This is a genomic window from Tateyamaria sp. GN1-10, from assembly GCF_055693845.1.
In genome coordinates this window covers 3,844,290-3,864,856 of the sequence record NZ_JBVFUR010000004.1, presented here as the reverse complement: position 1 = coordinate 3,864,856, position 20,567 = coordinate 3,844,290, and the positions used below count along the sequence as shown (strand labels likewise).

23 protein-coding genes and 1 pseudogene are annotated in these 20,567 nt (G+C 60.9%); 13 read left to right on the top strand and 11 right to left on the bottom strand.

Annotation, left to right across the window (positions count from 1 at the left end; all coding sequences use genetic code 11):
• Nucleotides 1-54: 54 nt before the first annotated feature.
• Complete coding sequence (locus ACZ1HN_RS21360) at nt 55-615, top strand: DinB family protein (RefSeq protein WP_299208146.1); 561 nt, start codon at nt 55-57, stop codon at nt 613-615.
• Here ACZ1HN_RS21360 and ACZ1HN_RS21355 read toward each other — a convergent pair.
• Together ACZ1HN_RS21355 and ACZ1HN_RS21350 are read right to left on the bottom strand one after the other, a co-directional pair.
• Nucleotides 612-1,076 carry a hypothetical protein gene (locus ACZ1HN_RS21355; RefSeq protein WP_472728952.1) on the bottom strand — a complete coding sequence of 155 codons (465 nt, stop codon included), beginning with the start codon at nt 1,074-1,076 and terminating at the stop codon, nt 612-614. The genes ACZ1HN_RS21360 and ACZ1HN_RS21355 overlap by 4 nt on opposite strands.
• Nucleotides 1,077-1,174: 98 nt before the next feature.
• Entirely contained in the window at nt 1,175-1,747 is a 573-nt protein-coding gene (locus ACZ1HN_RS21350; protein ID WP_472728951.1) for an FMN-dependent NADH-azoreductase, read from the bottom strand.
• A gap of 122 nt (nt 1,748-1,869) precedes the next feature.
• Between ACZ1HN_RS21350 and ACZ1HN_RS21345 the strand changes: the two genes are divergently transcribed.
• Nucleotides 1,870-2,751 (top strand): LysR family transcriptional regulator, encoded by an 882-nt coding sequence (locus ACZ1HN_RS21345; RefSeq protein ID WP_299599769.1) that lies wholly within the window; start codon nt 1,870-1,872, stop codon nt 2,749-2,751.
• On the top strand, nt 2,736-3,635 hold the full coding sequence (locus tag ACZ1HN_RS21340; RefSeq protein ID WP_472728950.1) for a DMT family transporter: 900 nt from the start codon (nt 2,736-2,738) through the stop codon (nt 3,633-3,635). The genes ACZ1HN_RS21345 and ACZ1HN_RS21340 overlap by 16 nt, the downstream gene beginning before the upstream one ends.
• On the opposite strand, the gene ACZ1HN_RS21335 is transcribed toward ACZ1HN_RS21340, so the two are convergent.
• The 3 genes from ACZ1HN_RS21335 to ACZ1HN_RS21325 are packed head-to-tail and all read right to left on the bottom strand — an operon-like array spanning nt 3,632 to nt 5,186.
• Nucleotides 3,632-4,552, bottom strand: a complete 921-nt coding sequence (locus ACZ1HN_RS21335) for a glycosyltransferase family 61 protein (RefSeq protein ID WP_472728949.1) — start codon at nt 4,550-4,552, stop codon at nt 3,632-3,634. The genes ACZ1HN_RS21340 and ACZ1HN_RS21335 overlap by 4 nt on opposite strands.
• A gap of 50 nt (nt 4,553-4,602) precedes the next feature.
• Nucleotides 4,603-4,938 (bottom strand): ArsR/SmtB family transcription factor, encoded by a 336-nt coding sequence (locus ACZ1HN_RS21330; protein WP_472728948.1) that lies wholly within the window; start codon nt 4,936-4,938, stop codon nt 4,603-4,605.
• A 38-nt stretch (nt 4,939-4,976) separates the two neighbouring features.
• A complete protein-coding gene (locus ACZ1HN_RS21325) occupies nt 4,977-5,186 on the bottom strand; it encodes a hypothetical protein (protein WP_472728947.1) in 210 nt (69 codons plus the stop codon).
• Between the two features lie 107 nt (nt 5,187-5,293).
• On the opposite strand from ACZ1HN_RS21325, the gene ACZ1HN_RS21320 reads away from it, so the two are divergent.
• The 6 genes from ACZ1HN_RS21320 to ACZ1HN_RS21295 all read left to right on the top strand — a co-directional run bounded on the left by ACZ1HN_RS21320 (nt 5,294) and on the right by ACZ1HN_RS21295 (nt 9,007).
• Nucleotides 5,294-6,196, top strand: a complete 903-nt coding sequence (locus ACZ1HN_RS21320) for a LysR family transcriptional regulator (protein ID WP_472728946.1) — start codon at nt 5,294-5,296, stop codon at nt 6,194-6,196.
• 186 nt (nt 6,197-6,382) lie between these two features.
• On the top strand, nt 6,383-6,718 hold the full coding sequence (locus ACZ1HN_RS21315; protein ID WP_299208162.1) for an AtpZ/AtpI family protein: 336 nt from the start codon (nt 6,383-6,385) through the stop codon (nt 6,716-6,718).
• Nucleotides 6,719-6,733: 15 nt separating this feature from the next.
• A complete protein-coding gene (locus tag ACZ1HN_RS21310) occupies nt 6,734-7,492 on the top strand; it encodes a F0F1 ATP synthase subunit A (protein WP_299208163.1) in 759 nt (252 codons plus the stop codon).
• Nucleotides 7,493-7,554: 62 nt separating this feature from the next.
• Nucleotides 7,555-7,779, top strand: coding sequence for a F0F1 ATP synthase subunit C (locus ACZ1HN_RS21305; protein ID WP_015496525.1), 225 nt, complete (start codon nt 7,555-7,557; stop codon nt 7,777-7,779).
• 111 nt (nt 7,780-7,890) lie between these two features.
• The gene (locus ACZ1HN_RS21300) at nt 7,891-8,427 is read left to right on the top strand and encodes a F0F1 ATP synthase subunit B' (RefSeq protein ID WP_299750130.1); all 537 of its coding nucleotides are present in this window, start codon (nt 7,891-7,893) and stop codon (nt 8,425-8,427) included.
• A gap of 4 nt (nt 8,428-8,431) precedes the next feature.
• Nucleotides 8,432-9,007 carry a F0F1 ATP synthase subunit B gene (locus tag ACZ1HN_RS21295; RefSeq protein WP_472728945.1) on the top strand — a complete coding sequence of 192 codons (576 nt, stop codon included), beginning with the start codon at nt 8,432-8,434 and terminating at the stop codon, nt 9,005-9,007.
• 146 nt (nt 9,008-9,153) lie between these two features.
• Here ACZ1HN_RS21295 and ACZ1HN_RS21290 read toward each other — a convergent pair whose 3' ends face one another.
• Nucleotides 9,154-9,921, bottom strand: coding sequence for a FadR/GntR family transcriptional regulator (locus tag ACZ1HN_RS21290; RefSeq protein ID WP_472728944.1), 768 nt, complete (start codon nt 9,919-9,921; stop codon nt 9,154-9,156).
• Nucleotides 9,922-10,160: 239 nt separating this feature from the next.
• Between ACZ1HN_RS21290 and ACZ1HN_RS21285 the strand changes: the two genes are divergently transcribed.
• The gene (locus ACZ1HN_RS21285) at nt 10,161-10,565 is read left to right on the top strand and encodes a hypothetical protein (protein WP_472728943.1); all 405 of its coding nucleotides are present in this window, start codon (nt 10,161-10,163) and stop codon (nt 10,563-10,565) included.
• Nucleotides 10,566-10,693: 128 nt separating this feature from the next.
• Nucleotides 10,694-14,148, top strand: a pseudogene (gene smc, locus ACZ1HN_RS21280) (chromosome segregation protein SMC).
• 317 nt (nt 14,149-14,465) lie between these two features.
• Here the strand turns inward: smc and ACZ1HN_RS21275 are convergent.
• The 3 genes from ACZ1HN_RS21275 to ACZ1HN_RS21265 are packed head-to-tail and all read right to left on the bottom strand — an operon-like array spanning nt 14,466 to nt 17,481.
• Entirely contained in the window at nt 14,466-15,638 is a 1,173-nt protein-coding gene (locus ACZ1HN_RS21275) for a lytic murein transglycosylase (protein WP_472728942.1), read from the bottom strand.
• Nucleotides 15,626-16,546 carry an adenosylcobinamide-phosphate synthase CbiB gene (gene cbiB / locus ACZ1HN_RS21270; RefSeq protein WP_472728941.1) on the bottom strand — a complete coding sequence of 307 codons (921 nt, stop codon included), beginning with the start codon at nt 16,544-16,546 and terminating at the stop codon, nt 15,626-15,628. Before cbiB ends, ACZ1HN_RS21275 begins: the two co-directional genes overlap by 13 nt.
• Entirely contained in the window at nt 16,543-17,481 is a 939-nt protein-coding gene (locus tag ACZ1HN_RS21265) for a threonine-phosphate decarboxylase (RefSeq protein ID WP_472728940.1), read from the bottom strand. The genes cbiB and ACZ1HN_RS21265 overlap by 4 nt, the downstream gene beginning before the upstream one ends.
• A 186-nt stretch (nt 17,482-17,667) precedes the next feature.
• On the opposite strand from ACZ1HN_RS21265, the gene ACZ1HN_RS21260 reads away from it, so the two are divergent.
• Nucleotides 17,668-18,027, top strand: coding sequence for a response regulator transcription factor (locus tag ACZ1HN_RS21260; protein WP_299208178.1), 360 nt, complete (start codon nt 17,668-17,670; stop codon nt 18,025-18,027).
• Here ACZ1HN_RS21260 and ACZ1HN_RS21255 read toward each other — a convergent pair.
• Entirely contained in the window at nt 18,020-19,003 is a 984-nt protein-coding gene (locus ACZ1HN_RS21255) for a glutathione S-transferase family protein (RefSeq protein ID WP_472728939.1), read from the bottom strand. The two genes, ACZ1HN_RS21260 and ACZ1HN_RS21255, sit on opposite strands and share 8 nt — an antisense overlap.
• A 225-nt stretch (nt 19,004-19,228) precedes the next feature.
• On the opposite strand from ACZ1HN_RS21255, the gene ACZ1HN_RS21250 reads away from it, so the two are divergent.
• Nucleotides 19,229-19,585 carry a hypothetical protein gene (locus tag ACZ1HN_RS21250; RefSeq protein ID WP_472728938.1) on the top strand — a complete coding sequence of 119 codons (357 nt, stop codon included), beginning with the start codon at nt 19,229-19,231 and terminating at the stop codon, nt 19,583-19,585.
• A 74-nt stretch (nt 19,586-19,659) separates the two neighbouring features.
• Here the strand turns inward: ACZ1HN_RS21250 and ACZ1HN_RS21245 are convergent, their stop codons facing one another.
• The gene (locus ACZ1HN_RS21245; RefSeq protein ID WP_472728937.1) at nt 19,660-20,547 is read right to left on the bottom strand and encodes a sulfotransferase domain-containing protein; all 888 of its coding nucleotides are present in this window, start codon (nt 20,545-20,547) and stop codon (nt 19,660-19,662) included.
• Between the last annotated feature and the right edge of the window lie 20 nt (nt 20,548-20,567).

The window sequence follows — 20,567 nt, the reverse complement described above, 5'->3', positions numbered from 1 at the left end:
TTGATCAATTTTTGACGGATTCTGCTTAGGCGAAACTGGAAAGGGTATTTCACGATGACACCCCTCTTTGCACCGCAAGCCTACAACAATGCGTGGTCGAACTATCGTCTGCATCGCGCATGCGCGGCACTGGATCCGGATGAGCTGACGGCGCCCCTTCCTTCTTTCTTCGGGTCAATCATTGCCACGCTCAATCACATCCTGATTGTCGACCTGTTCTATGTGTCGGCGCTGGAAGGTGCCTGTGTTGGTCCGGCTGCCTTTGTCGAGGAGGTGCCGCATCCCGATATGTCCGTCTTGCGCGCGGCGCAGCGTGATGTGGATCGCCGCCTGATTGCGGTCACCGAGGACGCGACCTTGTCGGACCCTGCGCGCCTTGTTCAGATGGCACGCGACCGCGGGGTTCAGGAGGAGCGGTTCGATCGCACTTTTCTACACTTGATCCAGCATCAGATTCATCACCGTGGTCAGGTCCATGCGCTTTTGAGTATGACCCCGGTTCCACCGCCGCAGCTGGACGAGTTTTACATGGCTTGGGACAACGACGCGCAGCGCCGCGCGCCGGATTTGACCGATATGGGCCTCAGCGACGCTGACATTTGGGGCGGACGTTAAGCAGCGCGCCGATAAGCTTTCAGCCAGTCGTTGATTGCAGTGGCCGACCGGCGCGGGCCATTGCCGGACATGTAGGCCTCGACCAGCGGATAGGGCGCGCTGGCATCGTGGAAGGTCAGGATCGGGCGGGCTGTGTCCGAGAAATCGTCAACCTCGGCGCGGCGCACGGCTTCGAGTCTGTAGACGGCGTTTTTGTATTTGAAGAGTGTGCGGCGCTGGACGGTCACGGTTCCCGCATGCGCGTCAAAGATGACCTGATCGCGCTTGATGGCCATTGCGAAGATCCCCAGCGGCACACCTGCGCCCAGCAGCACAGTCAGCAAGCCGCTGGTTTCCCCGGCGGCCATCAGAACAAGGCCTGCCGCTGCGCAGGCGACGATGCAAATGATCAACGCACCGCCAAGCAGCCACGGCGCATGTGCCAGGATCAATTGCGTCGGCATGTTGCGTAGAACAGTCATGTCTTGACGCTATCCGCACTGTAGCGCGGCCCGCAATGGCAAGCCCGCCCCGCAAGTGATGCTTGGAGGCGGGGCGATGGCAAACAGATGCCTGTTTGTCAGGCTGCGAGTTTCTCGATCTCGGCCTTGGCGTCTTTGACTGCCGCGTCGCCGTTGGCCATGACGCGGTCTGCGGCAATCACTTCGACATCATGGATGCCGATAAAGCCCAAGACGTGTTTCAGGTAGCCGGTGGCAAAGTCGATGTTACTGCCGACGGGTGTGCCGCCAGTGGCCACGGCAATGATCGCCCGTTTGCCTTCCAGCAGGCCAACGGGCCCGGTCTCACTGTACTTGAAGGTCAATCCGGCACGGGCAACCAGGTCGATCCAAGCCTTCAGCGCTGCGGGAACGCCGAAATTGTAGACGGGTGCGCCGATGACGATGGTGTCCGCGGCTTTCAGTTCTTCCACCAGGCTGTCGGACAGCGCCAGTGTATCGCGCTGTGTTGCGTCGCGGTCATCCGAGGGTGTGAAGTTGGCGTTCACCCATGTTTCGTTGATGTGCGGCAGGGCTTCGGTCAGGTCGCGGCGGATCACGTCGCCGCCCAGTTTCGCGACGATGTCGGCCGTCAGGTCACGGGTCACGGAGCCTTGGGTGCGGGCGGAGCTGTCAATGTGCAGGATGGTCATAGTCGGGTCCTTGGTAAGGGATGTATGTGTTCTGTGCCGGTAGAATTGGCTCTTGCAAATTCGAACGCAATTCCTGAAACTCAACAGCATCTGTTAGGATTTGCACAAAGAGTTTTTGGCCGATGGACAATTGGGACGAGATCAAGACCGCCTACCAAGTGGCCCGGATGGGCACGGTCAGCGGGGCGGCCGAGGTTCTGGGCGTCCACCACGCCACCGTCATCCGCCACATCGACGCCCTTGAGGGGCGGTTGGGCGTCAAACTGTTTCAGCGCCATGCCCGCGGCTACACCCCGACCGAGGCGGGCGATGATCTCTTCCGCGTGGCGCAGGCCACCGATGACCAGTTCAGTCAGCTTGTCGGGCGTATCAAGGGGCGCGGGACCGAAGTGTCCGGTGAGCTGGTTGTCACGTCGCTGGTGAACATGGCGCCCCGCATGGCGCCCGTATTGACTGAATTCCAGCACAAGCATCCCGACGTTGTTGTGCGTTACCTGACGGGAGAGCGCCTGTTCCGCCTTGAATATGGTGAGGCGCATGTGGCGATCCGTGCAGGCAATGCGCCGGATCAGCCGGACAATGTCGTTCAGCCCTTTGTGCGTCAATCGATGGGGATATATGCAACCAAGGCCTATGTCGCGGAACACGGGCATCCCGAAGATATTGGGAAGGCCAAGGGGCACCGTTTTGTCAGTCACGACTCTGCCGACAACCGCGCGCCGTTCCACAAGTGGTTGCGCAGCCAGGTGTCAGAGGACGATATCACCTTTCGCTCAACCGATGTGCGCGCGCTTGAACAGGCGGTGCTGGCCGGGGCAGGCATCGGGTTCCTGTCCGTGCTTGAGGCGCGGGCCAATCCCAATCTGGTCGAGATCATTCCCCCGCGCGAGGATTGGTCGTCACCGCTGTGGCTGGTGACCCATGTCGATCTGCACCGCACCAACAAGGTTCAGGCGTTCCTGACCTTCCTCAAGGAAAAGTCCAAGGATTGGCACGTCCTGTGAACGCGGGTTTGCGCGGCCATGCGGCCATGTTGCTGTTTTCGGCGCTGGTTGCCGGATCCTTTTCGTTGGGCGCCATGGCAGCCAATGAAATCGCGCCCGCCGCCCTGAATGCGGCGCGCTTCTGGATCGCGGCCCTGGTGATTGGCGTGGCCGTGGTGATGCGGGGTGGCGTTCCACGGTCCGCCTTGCAGGCACCGTGGCGCTACGCGCTGCTGGGCGGGCTTTTCGCCATATACTTCGTGCTGATGTTCGAGGGGCTGAAAACGGCGGCACCTGTCAGTGCAGCGGCTGTCTTTACGCTTACCCCGGTTATGTCGGGCGTCTTTGGCTATGTCTTGCTGCGCCAGATCACGACGCCCCGCATGGCGTTTGCCCTTGCTGTAGGGGCGGCGGGTGCGCTTTGGGTGATTTTTCGGGCAGACCTGTTGGCGTTGTTGGCGTTCGAGGTTGGGCGCGGCGAGATCATCTATTTCTTCGGTTGCGTCAGCCACGCGATCTATACCCCGATGGTGCGCAAAATGAACCGGGGAGAGCCCGCGGTCGTTTTCACCTTTGGCATGCTGATTGCAGGGGCCGTGTTGCTGACGCTGTGGGGGTGGCGTGATCTGGTGGCGACGCCATGGGCAGACTTGCCCGGCATTGTGTGGGTGACCCTTGTCTATGTGTCGATCTTTGCGTCAGCGGCGACCTTCGTGCTGCTGCAATTTGCGACGCTGCGTCTGCCGTCGGCCAAGGTCATGGCTTATACGTACCTCACGCCCAGTTGGGTGATCCTGTGGGAGGTTGCGCTGGGCAATGGCGTGCCGCCGGGCGTCGTTTGGGTTGGCGTGGGGCTGACCATCGTCGCCTTGTCCCTGTTGTTGAGGGATGAAGAGCCCGCCTAGAGAAACCCGTTCTCGGACAAGGCGGTCCGCAGCGTATCCACGCAGAGTGGTGCAGGTGTTTCACCGGTCAGGGGGCGTTGACGCGGGTCGATGACAACCGGTTTCGGGCCTGCAAAGCTTTGCATTTGGGTTGAGAGATAAGACAGCATCTCGCGCCGGTTGCGGCGCATGAAGATCGCTGCACGTGCGTCTGATCGCATTGCAAATGGGGCGAGGTGGAATGCCGATCCGTCCGATCCGACGATGCTGCGTGCGGCGCGGATAACACCAAGCTGTGTTTCGAGCGGGTGCTTCTGCGGATGGAAGACATAATACCCGGCCTCTTCCATCATCGCCTCGATCTCGTCCTCGCGATCAACGCGCTGGTGGTCGCGCTTCAAACCTGTGCGTGACACATAGAGTTTCTCGGGGCCGTCCACTTTGATCTGCGCAAATCGCTTCTGAGTGTATGCGCGGAATTCCGGTGTGCCGGTCAGCCAGGGGCCATGGCCGAACCCCGGTGTCGGCAAGACCAGCCTGTCGACCCGGGTCGGTGTTCTTATGACGCGCAACGGGATGCCATCGCAGAACCGGTCAACAACGGGGGCCAGAATACCGCTCAGAACGGGTTCCATATGCATGTGGGCACGCGTCGGAACGACCAAACCATCCGGTGGGGTCTCAAGGTGGTCGAGCGCCCATAGGCGCACGAGGCTTTCCAGCATGAAGTGGCCAAAATGCGTGTGTCCAAACCCGGCATAGAGATGTGTGCCCGGCAGATGGTCTACCGCAGGTTCCAGAGGTGGGGCGCTGCTCACCCGTCCGCGGGACAGGCGGGCCTGTGACAGGGGCAAGAATGACCCGCGCCTGTCGAACACACCGTGCGGGGTATCGTCACCCTCGACCATGTTGGGCATGACAAGCGCGGCCCGCACCATGCGAACGCGCGCAGGTGGCAGAGTATCCGGCAGCTGGGTCGTGACATCGGTCAGAGCGGGTCACCCTCTGACAATTCTGCGGCGAGAAACCGTTCGAACGCATCCATGTTCACAGGTTCGAACTGGCCAAATCCCTGCATCCAGACCGAGGCCCCGCGCATCGCGTCGGGGTCCAGTTTGCACCATTTCACGCGCCCGCGCTTTTCCTGTTGGATCAGCCCGGCGCGTGTCAGGATCGTCAGGTGCTTGGAGATCGCAGCAAGCGATATCTCGAACGGTTCGGCCACGTCGGTGACGGCCATGTCGTCTTCGAGCAACATCGTCAGGATCGCCCGCCGCGTGGGGTCGGCGAGTGCGGAAAAGACGGTGTCGAGCGGATCGGCCATGGCTTGTCATACCGGGCGCGGCGACCAAGGGGAAGCGATCAGAGGTAGGGATGCCTGCTTTCGCGCGACGGCCAGCGGTGTGACATGAGCGCGCGTTGATGCGGTGTGAGCCCGATGTCACGCGCGATTTGGTCGGTCATCGGGGGCAACGCGGTGCCCTTGGTTGGTTTGATCTTGCGCTTGGAATGCATGAAATTCGCACAAGTGGAGAGGGCGCGCAAAAGCGCGTTTTGACGGATGGTGAGCATGAGAAGCCTCGTGTGTTGAGGAATGCTTGCAGTTTGCCCGAACTTCGGCATTGCCACAAACAGAGTTCCCTGACATCACTTGTGCAGTTTTTGCACAGGTGAGCGATATGGCCCGCACATTGCCTCCGCTAAACGCGCTGCGCGCCTTTGAAGCGGCCGCCCGCCACGAAAGTTTCAGCCGTGCGGCAGAAGAATTGGGCGTGAGCCATTCGGCCATCAGCCGCCATGTGCGGGGTCTGGAGGCGCGGCTGGGGGTCCAGTTGTTCCGGGATGTGTCCCGCGGTGTCGCGCTGACCGCCGAGGGCGGCCATTACATGCAGCGGATCCGCCCGGCCTTTGATGTGATCGCGGAAGCGACCGAGGGCTTGGCAGACACACCGGCGGGGCGCGTCGTGGTCAACAGTGAACCGCTGTTCGCCACCAAGGTGATCGCGCCGCTGCTGCGAAAGCTTCAAAACGATCTGCCGGAGATCGAGTTGCGTCTGATCGCTTCGGATCAATTGGCGGATTTGGATAGGTTCGAGGCGGATATGGCCATCCGCTTTGCCCACAAGGGTGTCCTGGATGTGCCATCGGACTTGATCAGCGATGCAAAGCTGTTTCCCTACGCCGCCCCGGGGCTAGTTCCCGACAATCGTATCCGCGCTGAACATTTGGGTCAGTATCAACTGTTCAGAGATCGGCACGAACTTGTCTGGACGAAATGGTGCGCGATTGCCGGGTTTGATCCCGCCCTTGTCAACGAGGGGGAGTGGCGTGCGCGCATGCCGCTTGCGTTCGAAGCGGCGATACACGGTGCCGGTCTTTATATGGGATCGGCGGATTGTGCGGCTGTGGAAGTTGTATCCGGGCGTTTGGTGCGCCTGTCGGATGTCGGGTTTCGGCTGGGGGCGTTCCATCTGCTGACCAGTGGACAAGCGGGGCGGCGCAAGGCCGTCCGATCCGTGCGCACATGGCTGCTGGATCATACACGGGCGCTGCGCTCGGATGAAAATCAACCAGATGGTTGAATGACGGAATTGGCTCAATTTGCCGGTTTCGGAAGGTGCGGCGGGTTGTCCTGCGTCGAAGAGCTTCGCAGAATATACAATTAAAACAAAGGGTAATGTAGTATTTTCGGCGCGTTCGCCCTGCGTTGACTCGCGTCGCCCCGCGCCATATCCAAACCTCGAACCAAATGACGGGATGAAAGGCGCGTGACCGACCCCGAAGACGCAGACCGACTGAAGGCCCTGAGCGCCAAAATCGACGCTGTTAAGGAAGAGCACGCCCCGAAACCTCGCACACCGGATCATCACTCTCAGGCTCAGCTGGCCTGGCGCATGGTGATTGAGCTAGTGGCCGGTCTGGGGATCGGGTTTGGCATGGGATACGGGTTGGACGCACTGTTTGGCACCTCTCCGTTTCTCATGATCATATTTATTTTTCTGGGCTTCGCGGCCGGTGTCAAAACAATGATGCGCAGCGCGAAAGAGGTTCAGAGCATGCGAGAGGCCGAAGAGGCCGACAAGGATGACGCCCCGCGGGGCTAGGACGGAGAAAGCCGGATGGCAGATGAAGCGCACGGTGAAGGTGGTGGCCTTTCATTCCACCCGATGGATCAGTTCGAAGTCAAACCGTTGTTCGGTGGTGGCTATGACGTGCATTGGTACACCATCACCAACGTGACGCTGTGGCTGGCCCTTGCGATCCTTGCAATCATCGGCCTGATGGTTCTGACCACGTCCAAGCGCTCCACCGTACCGGGCCGTGGCCAATCCATTGCCGAGCTGATGTACGGCTTTGTCTACAAGATGGTTGAGGATGTGACCGGCAAAGACGGTATCAAGTATTTCCCCTACATCATGACGCTGTTCATGTTCATCCTATGCGCCAACTTCCTCGGGTTGATCCCGATGTCGTTCACCACCACGTCGCATATCGCCGTAACGGCCATTCTGGGCTTTGGCGTCTTCTTTGCGGTGACCATTCTGGGCTTCGTCAAGAACGGCGCGTCATTCCTGGGCTTGTTCTGGGTGTCGAGCGCTCCGTTGCCGCTGCGCCCGGTCCTCGCAGTTATCGAGATCATTTCGTACTTCGTACGCCCCGTCAGCCACTCCATTCGTCTGGCTGGCAACATGATGGCGGGTCACGCGGTTCTGAAAGTATTCGCTGGCTTTGCCCAAGTCGCAGCTATCGCCCCTGTCGCCATCATTGGCGTTATGGCGATCTACGGGCTCGAAGTGCTGGTGTCGGCCATCCAGGCCTACGTCTTCACAATCCTCACATGCGTGTATCTCAAGGACGCATTGCACCCGCATCACTAATGAATGGCGGGGCTGATCCCGCCGGACACATCTACTAACTTCCAATCGTAAGGAGAATTCTCATGGAAGGTGAACTCGCACACATCGGCGCAGGCCTGGCAGCAATCGGTTCCGGCGCAGCCGCTATCGGTGTGGGCCACGTCGCTGGCAACTTCCTCGCTGGCGCCCTGCGCAACCCATCGGCAGCCGCCGGTCAGACCGCGACCCTGTTCATCGGCATCGCCTTTGCAGAAGCCCTGGGGATCTTCTCGTTCCTCGTCGCTCTGCTGCTGATGTTCGCCGTCTAAGCTTCTCTGGCGACATTCCTTACGGTCGGGCGGCGTGATACAGTCACGCTGCCCGATGTATGGCTCGCAATTCGGCCCTGATCGCAGGGCTACCTCAGGGGAACGACTGTTATGGCAGACAATACAAATGCTGCAGGTGAGGTTGCTCTTGGCGCACCTCCAGGTATGCCGCAGCTGAACGTGGGAACCTTCGACAACCAGGTGTTCTGGTTGCTTGTGACCCTCGTCGTTATCTATTTCGTGCTGTCGCGCGTGGCCCTGCCGCGGATCGCGGCCATCCTTGCCGAACGGCAGGGGACCATTACGAATGACATCGCCGCGGCCGAAGATCTGAAGGCCAAGGCGGAGGCTGCCGAGGCGGCCTATGACAAGGCACTGGCCGATGCACGTGCCGAAGCGCAACGCATCGCGGGCGAGACCAAGGCGGCCATCCAGGCCGATCTGGACGTCGCCATCGAAAAGGCGGACGCAGAGATTGCTGCCAAGGCGGCCGAGAGCGAAAAGGCGATTGCCGACATTCGCGCCGGAGCTCAGGAAGCCGTCAAAGTGGTGGCCAAGGACGCCGCCAAGGACATCGTGGCCCTCATGGGTGGCAAGGCCGATGCCAAGTCCATCACGGCAGCCGTCACAGCCCGGATGAAAGGTTAAGATCATGCGTTATCTCACCCTGACATCGCTGTCTGTTCTGGCCGCTGGTCCGGCCATGGCCGCATCGAAAAACCCGTTCTCGGCGGATTTCTGGAAGCTGAGCAACACGGACTTCATCGTTCTGGTTGCCTTCATCCTGTTCATCGCTGTCCTGTTCTATTTCAAGGTGCCCGGCATGATCTCGAAAATGCTGGACGACCGCGCAAGCGGCATCCAGTCCGAGATCAATGAAGCCCGCGCCCTGCGTGAAGAAGCACAGACTTTGCTGGCGTCATACGAGCGCAAGCAAAAGGAAGTGCAGGGGCAGGCGGACAAGATTGTCGAGCAGGCAAAGAAGGACGCGGAAGCCGCTGCCGAACAAGCGCGCGCGGACCTGAAAGTGTCGATTGAACGCCGTTTGATTGCCGCCACGGATCAGATTGCTTCTGCCGAAGCCAGTGCCGTCAAAGAGGTGCGTGACACCGCTGCTGTGGTCGCTGTGCAAGCCGCACGTGACGTGATCGCCAAGCAGATGACGGCAACGGACGGCAACAAGCTGATCGACGACGCCATTGCCGAGGTAGACGCACGTCTTCACTGACCAGCATACACCGCAACCAATTGAAAACCCCGGGGCAAATGCACCGGGGTTTTTTGTTTCTTCTGACTGAAAATACGGCGGGGAGGCGCGTGAGCGGCGGGGCAGAGCCCCTAAAAAATATCGTCGCGCGCAGCGCGTCCTTTGGATTACATTCCGGTTTCGTGATCCAGCCTTTGTCTGGCGATCTCTTCGTTGTGTTCGGCCTTTTGCTGATCGCGGAGCGCCCGCTCAACATAGTCCAGATGCGCATGCACAGCCGTCCGCGCCGTGTCGGGGTCGCGGCCCTGTAGCGCTTCGTTGATCTGGCGGTGCTGGTCCAGTAGGGCCTGCCGTGTCGTGCGTTGCTTGAACATGATCTGCCGGTTGTAGAACACACCATCCCTAAGCAGCTGGTACATCGACCGCATCATGTGGAGCATGATCACGTTGTGGCTCGCTTCGATGATCGCCATGTGGAACTGCGCATCAAGCTGCGCCTCTTCCTCACCATTGCGCTTGGGATGGGCGGCTTCCATCTTTTCAAAGACCTTCTGCACAACGGCCAGATCCGTGTCTGATGCAAGCCGCGCCGCGCGCTCTGCGGCCAATCCTTCCATGTCACGGCGGAAGCTGAGGTAGTCGAAGACCGCCTCGTCATGGCGGGCGAAAAGCTCGGTCAAAGCAGGGGCAAAGGCCGATCCAAGGACATCGGCGACATAGACCCCGGCACCGGGTTTCGCCACCAACAGGCCTGTTTCCTGCAGGGTTCCGATGGCGTCGCGCAGGGATGGGCGGGAGACGCCCATGCGCTCGGCCAGGTCCCGCTCGGGGGGCAGCCGTTCGCCGGGCCGCAGGATGCCGCGCAGGATCAATTGCTCGATCTGCCGGATTACGGCGGCGGAGAGTTTGTCGGGTTGGACAGGGCGAAAGGGCATGAGGACTCCGGTCGAATTGGTAAAATCATATGACCAATGGCCCGGGGGTGCAATTGTGTGAATGTGCCCTGAGTCGGTGCTCGCATTTACCCTGTTTTCATGGAGATTGACGCCCCAAACAGGGTGTCACCCCCCGTGCAGCATCCGTACACCCCCAACGGACGGAGGAACGAAGGTTAACGCAACGCACGCTGCATGCGTTAATCCATTCTTAACCGTAGGCCTGCTCATGTACGCAAATGCGTTGGATACTGCCCTTCCTGATGGCGTTGGCCGCCTGCAACACGCCCGGTCCCCATTTTCGCGGCCTGCCCGCCACGACGGTCACTGTTGATGGATCAACCTTTGATGTGCGTGTCCGGGGGCGTCTGGCCGAGGCGTTGCGCACAAATATGGAGTACGCCCCCCGCTTTGGCCCGATCCGTCACCGCGCGGCCAAGGCCATGGAGTTGGTGAGCGGCTGTAAGGTCAAGGAAGTGCGGGGCGATCAGGCCCTCGCCACCGGCATCCTGGATTGTGGCAAGGGTGGCCCTCCGATTGATCGGCTGAAACCACAAGGCGAATACAGCTGTTACACGCTGGACAGCTATGTCAGCCCAGCGACGCATGAACTCGTTTTGGACGTGGATTGCACCGTGATCTGAGGTCGTAAACCGCAATATCTTGTGGATAACCTGCGGCTTCCCGCACATTCTGGGGTGTTGGCGTTGACAGGGCTGCGGAACACCGTCCACGATGCCAGTCCAGTAAGACTCAGGCCAGAGGTGCGCGCTTGCGCTTTTCGAAACTCAGACTGACGGGCTTTAAGTCCTTTGTGGATCCCACCGATCTGATCATCGCGGATGGGCTGACCGGTGTTGTGGGTCCGAATGGGTGCGGCAAGTCGAACCTGCTGGAGGCGTTGCGCTGGGTGATGGGTGAAAACCGTCCCACCGCGATGCGCGGTGGCGGCATGGAAGACGTGATCTTTGCCGGTGCGGCCACGAGGCCTGCCCGCAACTTTGCCGAGGTCAGCCTTCATATCGACAACTCCGAGCGTCTGGCCCCGGCGGGATTCAACGATCAGGATGTGCTTGAGATCGTGCGCCGGATCACGCGGGACGTGGGCAGCGCCTACAAGACCAACGGCAAGGATGTGCGGGCGCGCGATGTGCAGATGCTTTTTGCTGATGCTTCGACCGGGGCGCATTCGCCTGCGCTGGTACGGCAGGGGCAGATCGCGGAACTGATCAATGCCAAGCCGAAGAACCGACGTCGGATTCTGGAAGAGGCAGCGGGTATTTCGGGCCTCTATCAGCGTCGGCACGAGGCCGAGTTGAAGCTGAAGGGCGCTGAACAGAACCTGGCCCGCGTGGATGATGTGATTGAACAGTTGGCGGCGCAGTTGTCCCAACTGGCGCGGCAGGCACGTCAGGCGGCGCGTTATCGCGAGCTTGGCGACAGTCTGCGCAAGGCCGAGGGGCAGTTGCTGTATCGTCGCTGGCGCGAAGCGGATGATGCGCGCGCGGCTGCGGATGAGGAGTTGAAGGGCCGGACAACTGCGGCGGCGCAAGCCCAGGGGGCTGTGCAGGTGTCGACCAAGTCGCGGCAGGTGGCCGAGGATGCCTTGCCCCCTTGCGCGAGGAAGACGCGATTGCGGCTGCCGTGTTGCAGCGTCTGGCGGTTCAGCGTGACACGCTGTCCGATCAGGAGCAGCAGGCAGAGCAGGCGATTGAGACACTTGAGGGGCGCATTGCCCAGCTGGCGCGCGACATCGAACGCGAAGGTGGGTTGAACAAGGACGCGGGCGAGACCATCGAACGCCTTGAGTGGGAAGCAGCCGAGATTGCCAAGGCGAGCGAGGGTCACGACGGCTTGCTGGCGGCGGCTGCCGAGGCGGCGCGCGAGGCCGGGCAGGTGCTGCAAGCCCGCGAGGGCGATCAGTCTGACAAGACTGAGGATGTGGCGCGTTTGGCGGCCCGCCACGGGTCTGCCCAGCGTTTGCTGGAGGACAGCCGTAAGGTTGAGGCCAAGTCAGAAGCCGAGGCCGAGAAGGCGCGTGCCGCCGTGGCGACCAGCCGGGCGGCGCTGGACAAGGCGGGTGTAGATTTCGAGGCTGCACAGGCTGCCGCGACCGAGGCGGAGGCCACGGCTAAACGTGCTGATGCAGCGTTGATTTCTGCCGAGGAAGCGCGGGCCGAAACACAGTCGCGCGAGGCGGATGCGCGGGCCGAACGGTCCGAGGCCGAGGGCGAGATGAACGCTCTGCGCGCCGAGGCGGGTGCGCTAGCCAAGCTGGTAGAACGGGACACGGCCGAGGGTGGTCAGATCCTGGACCGCTTGCAAGTGCAACAAGGGTTCGAAAAGGCGCTTGGCGCGGCTTTGGCGGATGATCTGCGTGCGCCAGAGGTCGATGCAGATGGTCCGTCGGGGTGGGCGGTGTTGCCCCCGTACGATACTGATCAGCCCTTGCCGGACGGTGTCACGGCCCTGACCCAGCACGTGTCGGTGCCGGATGTTCTGGTCCGTCGGATGTCGCAGATCGGGTTGGTTGAGGCGGACGATGCGGCCCGTTTGCAGCCCTTATTGAAGCCCGGTCAGCGGCTCGTGTCGCAGGAAGGCGATGTGTGGCGCTGGGATGGGTTCCGTGCCTGGGCCGAGGATGCGCCGAGTGCGGCGGCCTTGCGCTTGCAGCAGTTGAACCGGCTGGAAGAGTTGAAGCAGTCGCTGGAGCGTGCCACGTCCCGCGCGGATGGGGCGCGGCAGGCGCATGAGGCGCTGACGGCCCGCATGGCCGAGTTGACCGAGGCCGACAAGCAGGCCCGCCATGCCCGCCGTGAGGCGGACCGGATGGTGGCGGATGCTGCCCGTGCACTGAGCCGGGCCGAGGCCGATCGCAATCTGGCGGAGGGGCGGTTGGAGTCTCTTGGCCTTGCCGTGACCCGCCATGAAGAGGATGCAATGGCCGCCCGTGCCCGCGTGTCCGAGGCCGAGACGGCGTTGGCCGACTTGCCTGATCTGGAGGTGGCGCGGGCCGAGGTCGAGGACCTGCGTATGACCGTAGAGGCGGCCCGCATCACCATGATGTCGCGCCGGTCGGCCCATGATGATCTGCGCCGCACGGGTGAGGCGCGTGTGAAGCGCGCGCAAGAGATCACCAAGGAAGTGAGCGGCTGGAAGCATCGCTTGGAGACGGCGGAGCGGCGCACGGCGGAGCTGGTGGACCGCAAGGTCACGTCGGAGGCCGATCTGAAGACGGCGCAGGCGGCGCCTGCCGAGTTGGCCGCCAAGCGTGAGGCGCTGAGCGAAGAGATTGCGCGGGCCGAGGCCCGCAAGGCAGAGGCCGCCAACGTGTTGTCCGAGGGTGAGGGCGTGTTGCGCGATGCGACGCTTGCCGAGCGTGAAGCCGAGCGGTTGGCCTCCGAGGCGCGAGAGGCGCGGGCGCGGTCCGAGGCGCGGGCAGAGGCGGCGCGCGAAACCGTGTCCTATGCCGCCGAACGGATTGCCGAAGAGCAGCAGATGACGCCGAACCAGTTGCTGACCGCGCTGGATGTGACTCCTGATCAGATGCCGGGTGCGGAGGCGTTGGAGACCGAGGTGGGGCGCCTGAAGCGTCAGCGCGATGCGCTGGGTGCGGTGAACCTGCGGGCCGAGGAAGACGCCAAGGAGGTGCAGGAAGAGCATGATACGCTTGTCAGTGAAAAGGCCGATTTGGAAGAGGCCATCAAGACCCTGCGCAGCGGCATTGCCAGCCTGAACCGCGAGGGGCGTGAGCGGCTGCTGACCGCCTTTGAGCAAGTGAATTCGAACTTTTCGTTGCTGTTCACGCACCTGTTCGGCGGGGGTGAGGCAAATTTGGTCATGGTCGAAAGCGAGGACCCGCTGGAGGCGGGGCTTGAGATCATGTGTCAGCCGCCCGGCAAGAAGCTGTCGACGCTGAGCCTGCTGTCGGGTGGGGAACAGACGCTGACGGCCATGGCGTTGATCTTTGCCGTGTTCTTGGCGAACCCGGCGCCGATCTGTGTGCTGGACGAGGTGGACGCGCCGCTGGACGACGCGAACGTGACGCGCTTCTGCGACCTGCTGGACGAGATGTGCCGCCGGACCGATACGCGGTTCTTGATCATCACGCACCATGCCGTGACGATGGCGCGGATGGATCGGTTGTTTGGGGTAACGATGGCCGAGCAGGGTGTGAGCCAGTTGGTGTCGGTGGACCTGAAGAAGGCGGAGACGCTTGTTGCGTAAGACCGTTGCGTGGCGTGCGCGAAACGTTCAACTTTGATTTAATCTTTCACTTTATACCTCGTGAATGCGATCCCAAACGGGTCGCGCAAGAAGGTGAGAAAGCTGAACGAAACCACATTCCGAAGATGGATGGTCATCATTGCGTTGGGAACCCTTACGGTGGCGATCATCCGGCTCTTGATCGGGCTATGACCTGAAAAAGAGTGACCCGGCAGAGTAGCAGCTCTGCCGGGTCGTTTATTCAGATAAGAAAACTGAAGAAACATTCCGATGTTCTGAATATAAGCCGAAACTTACCAAAATACAAACGTCCGTAGTCACAGGCGATCAAGCAACGCCTGCGTTGGCCAAGCGTCGGCGGGTAAGCCCAGGCGCGTCTGTTCGGCTTGAACAGCCGCCCGCGTTCCAGCGCCAAGGATGCCGTCGATCTTGCCCACGTTGTATCCACGCCCCTGCAGTTTTGTTTGTAGACGCTTCATCTGATCAGCCCCAAGCCCAGGCTCGGGGTTGCCTGCGTCATAGACCTGCGCGCCGCCCAGCCGGGTCGCAAAATAGGCGGCAGTCAGCACATATGTGAACGACTGGTTCCACTCGAAATACACATCGAAGTTGGGATAAGCGAGGAAGGCCGGCCCCTTGCGTCCCTGAGGGAGGATGAGAGAGCCAGGCAGGTCTACCAGTGTTCCGCTGCGCACCTCCACGCCCATGGCTTGCCATTGTGCCACGGATTGCGGTTTGCCCGCCCCGCTCAGGCTCCAATCCATATCGGCGGGCACGGTGACTTCCTGTAGCCATGGTTCACCCGCGCGCCAGCCGAAATGCTTAAGCATCTTGCCGCCGGAAAGCAGGGCATCCGGTGCCGAAGATTTGAGCCGCACCGCCCCGTCGCCATCGCCATCGACACCGTTTTCGATGATGTCGGCAGGCAGCATTTGCACCATGCCAATCTCACCTGCCCATGCACCGGTCGTGCGCTGCGGGTCAAAATCCCCCTGCGCAAACAACTCCATCCCTGCGAATACCTGCGGGCGGAACAGCTCTGGCCTGCGACAGTCATGTGCCAGTGTGACGAGTGCGTTGGCGGTGTTGAAGTCACCCTGAAACGCACCGTAATCTGTTTCGAACGCCCAGAAGGCCAGCAGGACGTTTCGGTCCACGCCATAGTCCCGCTCGACCCGTTCAAACACAGAATCCCATTGCCGCGCCTTAGCCTTGCCCGCGTTGATGCGGTTTTGCGAAATCAGGCGGCGGGAAAAGTCGATGAATGGGCGTTGGAATACGCCTTGGGCACGGTCGGCGCGCAGGACCGCCGGATCCTGACGCACAGAGGCGAGAAAACGATCCGCTGTTTCGGCTGATATGCCACGCGACACTGCTTCGGATTTCAGGTCGTCCTTGAAGGCCGAGAAGTTGCCGCCGCAACTCGCCAATGCCAGCCCTGGTAAGGCGGCCACCGTGGCCACAGCCAAGACCTGTTTCAAAATACGCATATGAAAAACCCTAAAAGACCAAGAATACCGACAACCAGACCCCAAGTTTTCCACACCATAGATACGGCGGTGTCAATGTCGGTCGGGTTCAGGTCGCGTCTGCCGCGGCCATTGACCCATGCCAGGTCTTCGACCTGTCCGTGGTAGCTGCGCGGTCCGGCCAGCGCGATGTTCAGGGCGCGGGCCATGGCGGCCTCGGGCCAGCCCGCATTCGGTGACCGGTGCAGGCGCGCGTCCGATTTGATCATGTGCCATTGTGATGCGGCGCCTCCGACAAGAGCAATCAGCGCGCCCGTCAGGCGCGCGGGTATCCAGTTCAGCACATCGTCCAGGCGTGCGGCGGCCCAGCCGAATTCTGCATGGCGGGGGGTGAGGTAGCCCACCATGCTGTCCGCCGTGTTGACAACCTTGTAGATCAGGATGCCGGGCACACCCGCAATCAGAAACCAGAAGGCCGGGGCGATCACGCCATCGCTGAAGTTTTCAGACAGGCTTTCGATCCCGGCGCGTGTGACTTGCGAGGATGAAGACGTGCTGACATCGCGGCTGACGATCATGCGGATGGCGCGGCGGCCTTCGGCAACGGATTGTCGAAGCCCGTGCGCAACGGCGGCCACATGCGACACGAGGGATCGGTGCGCAAGCAGGATGGCGGTGACGACAACTTCGGCCATCCAGCCAAGTTGGTTGACCGCCCACCCGACAGCGGCGGCGGCAATCACAAGCAGGGCGATGGCCAACACGCCCTTGGCGCGTGCGCTGGGTTCGCGGTTCCATCTTACGTCCAAAGCGCCGATCGCTCGCCCCATCAGAACCGCCGGGTGTGGCACACGCGACCAAAGCCAGCGCGGCTCACCCGCGACGGCGTCAAGGCACATTGCTAGAGCGAGGACGAGGAGGCCGTTCAAAGCGCGGCCTCGACCCTCGACCAGTCCTTGGCCGCAGGCAGTCCAAGGCGCAGCCAGTGGGTGCTGTAAGGAAAGATGCGGCTCCAGATATGGGCCTGCGCCAAGCGCTGTTGGAAGGCTGCCGCGTCACCCACATCGTAGAGCCGGAACAGGGATGTACCGCCCACAAGGTCAGCGCCACGCGCAGCCATCAACGTGTCGAGCCGCTGCGCGTCGGCGGACAGTCTGGCGCGGGTTGCGGTGGCCCAGTCCGCATCTTCGAGTGCAGTCGCCCCGATGTCGAGCGCGATGCCAGACACGGGCCAGGGCCCCAGCATTTCCGTGAGCCGTTTGATGAGCGCAGGATCCCCGATTGCGAAGCCCAATCGCAAGCCAGCGAGCCCCCAGAACTTGCCAAAGCTTTTGAGGACAAGCGTGCCGGGTTGTGTTGCCTGGTTGATCAGGCTGGCCTGCGGGGTCACGTCACAGAAGCTTTCGTCGATCACCGTCAACTTGGCGTTGGCGTCCTTTGCGGTCCAAAGGTGCCCGTCGGGATTGTTTGGGTGCACCAGGACGCATGCACTGGCCTGTGCATCGTTGCAGACCGTCCAACCATGACCGGCAAAGCTGGCCGCATGTTCGTTATAGGTAGGCGTCTTGATGCGGACCTTGCCCGCGGAAGCAAGACGAGGGATTTGTGCGATGAGAGAGGATGCTCCTGGTGTCGCCAGCACGCCTGCGTCATCCGGGATCGACCAAAAACGGCGCGCCGCGTCAGTCAATCGGATGGCTGCCCCGGTGTCGGGCAACGCTGTCCATGCATCCGATGCGATAGAAGGAACGGGATAGGCTTGCGGATTGATACCGGTCGACAGATCAATCCAATTCGCGCGGTTCCCACCGTGGCGAGCAACCGCGCCGTCAAGCCCACCTCCGTGGTCTCTCTTCTGCTGCAAGATGCAAGCCTCCTGTGTCTTTCACGCCAGCCTCGGCGGCATCCGGCTTGCAAAAAGCGGAATGTCGCGCAATTTTCAAGCGAATGTGATGGTGTTAACGAATTTTAGGAAACGTTAACTGATTGTTAAGACAATCTTGAACAGAACTTTGTAGGCAGGGTCACGTTGGGGTGGCTCGGAGTTAATATGAATGTATTGATTGTAGAGAGTCGACCTGAGTTAGGGGTGTTGTGGCAGCGACATCTAGAGCGTCAGGGTGCGGTTGTGTCCCTTGTTCACGGACAAAATGAAGCTGTCGAATACTTGTCGGAACATACCGCAGACATCATCGTCATGGACCTTGTTCTTGGCGAGGGGAGCGCGTTGGCCGTTGCGGATTTCGCCAGCTACCGGCATCCCAACGCGCGGGTCATTTTTGTGACCGACACGTCCTTTTTCTCGGACGGGTCGATCTTCAACCATTCCAGCAATGCCTGCGCCTTTGTCCCAGCCGGGACACCGCCAGAGGATCTGGCGGCGATGGTGGAGCACTACGGGGTCAGCTGACCGCGTCGCGCCCGTGGGGGGCTGCAAAATCAACCACAGCGTTGATCGGCACGATCCGGTGCGGATTGATGCTTTCGTGGCTGTAGTGATAGTGGCGCACGATGTGATCCATGTTCACCGTCTCGGCCACGCCCGGCACCTGATAGAGTTCGCGCGTGTAGGCCCAAAGGTTGGGGTAGTCCATCAGCCGCCTGCGGTTGCACTTGAAGTGCAGGTGGTAGACCGGGTCGAACCGCACCAGCGTGGTAAAGAGCCGCCAGTCGGCCTCGGTGATCTCGTCGCCCATCAGATAGCGTGACCCGGCCAACCGCTCCTCCAGCCAGTCGAGCGTGTCAAAGAGCGGGTGGACTGCGTCGTCATAAGCCTCTTGCGTCGTGGCGAAGCCGGATTTGTAGACGCCGTTGTTCAGCGTATCGTAGATGCGGTCGTTCACGGGGGCGATGGCGTCCCGCAGCTCCTGTGGCCAGAAATCCCGGGTGTTGCCCGTGATCCCGTCAAAAGCCGAGTTGAACATGCGGATAATCTCGGAGCTTTCGTTGCTCACGATGGTTTCGCGCTGTTTGTCCCACAGGATCGGCACCGTGACCCGGCCCGAGAACTTCGGATCGGCCTTGGTATAGATGTCGCGGGCAAAGGGAGCGCCATAGAGTGTGTCCCCCGTGGCGCCCTTATCATCTGTTTGGAACGTCCAGCCATCCGACAGCATGTCCGGATGCACGGCCGAGATGCTGATGTGGTCGGTCAGGTCCTTGAGCTGGCGGAAGATCAAGGCCCGGTGCGCCCATGGGCAGGCATAGGAGACATAGAGATGATAGCGCCCGCTTTCGGCCGAAAACCCATCCGCCCCCGATGGGCCTGCGCTGCCGTCAGCGGTGATCCAGTTGCGGAACTTGGCCTGGCTACGCTGAAATTTTCCACCGCTTGATTTCGTATCGTACCACTGGTCGTGCCAGACACCGTCCACCAAAAGACCCATGTCGCTTCTCCTGCTTATGCAGGGACAGATGTAGCGACGGTGGTTTTGCCCGCAAAGCGGTGGGTGCGCGCATTGCGCCTGCGTCTGCGCACACACATATGAGAAATGCCAGAGTCACAGGAAAGCCACATTCTGAAAAGACTCGGAGTATGTCATTGGAATTTAACTGAAACGACTCACTTAGCTGGTCATCTTTTGATGTGGGGACTGAAAGGAAAGACTGCCATGTCCACATTCGTACCGAAGGAAGTGCAAGCCGGTCTTGATAGTGCGCGGCTGCAATCGTTGAAAAAGGCATCGCGCTTGCGCCTTGCCGTTGATGGTGTGACGTACCCCGTTCTACGCATGTGGAAAACCGGGTTTTCCATGCAGGCAGAGGCGCCGCCTTATCTGCGTGGGTATGTTGATTTGTATGACGGTGCGATCCATCTGTTCCAATGCCTGATCGTGGCCTCCGACGAAGAGGCGGGCGAGATGCGGTACGAGTTCAAGCGGCTGACGGCAGTGGCCGAAAAACCTGCGCTTGATTTCGTTCGGGCCGAAGATGCGCCGGTGGCGTTGCTGGCCAACAAGGTCGACTGATCCACGCTGCTGGATCGTCGGTGTCAGGGCGCTGTTGCAAACAGACCAATACAGATATTGCGAGGGGCAATCTGCTAGGGGGTGTCCCTCAATGCAGAGCCATTCTCTAACCATGCGCGGTCTTCTGGCTTCAAATGGGCATTCATCATAGCGTTATAGGCAGAGAGCTCGTCATCCGTCAGATGACCCCGCCATTTTCCGCTGGTGCCGCTGTGAAAGAACGCGGTATCCGACTTGAAAAATCCCTTCCCTCCCGACGGAGCATAGCGCTCTGCGTTCTGTCTCATGTTGTCGAATGTTGCCGCCGCAAGAAGCTGTTGCATGACGACCTCTGAATGCGGTGTGTCCAGCAACGCCGACAGTTTGGCGAAGACGCCGGCCAGGTCCCGCTTCATATCCGCGTAGTGGAAGAGCGATACGTTCGGTCGGTCGGCAAGCGCCTTGGCGGCTTGGTAGTGTCGAAGGATATGCGCGAGGGGCATGGCATCAGCATCGAACCCCTCGGCCCCACCATCCAGAAAACGGCGAAATGCAATACCTTCCTCGTCTTCCTCTGGATACCAATGATTGAACCAGGGCATTGGGATGTTGCGCATGTGTTGTCGCATCGAGAAATGCGCATCAAGAGGATGGCGGAACACGCAAATATACTGCGCCTGATCGTCCAAAGGCAGCCCATCCAATGGTGTATGGCTTTTCATGCTGCGGGGTTGGGTCATGGCGTCGAGCCGTTCCGCCACTTCCGCCATTTCGCGGATGCGGATGTCGACCCATGGCATCTTTATGGACAATTCCGTCTCGACCTCGGGGTCGCCGGACAGCAGTAGCGCCACTATTGTCTGCATCCACGTCGTCCCGCATTTGGGAGGCGTGACAACGAACACGTCGTCGGGCCGGATGTTGACCATGTCCCAACGCCTGTTGTCGGTCAGGGGGCCAAGGTAAAGCTTTCGGTTGGTCATGTCTTGCCTCCTCCTGACTG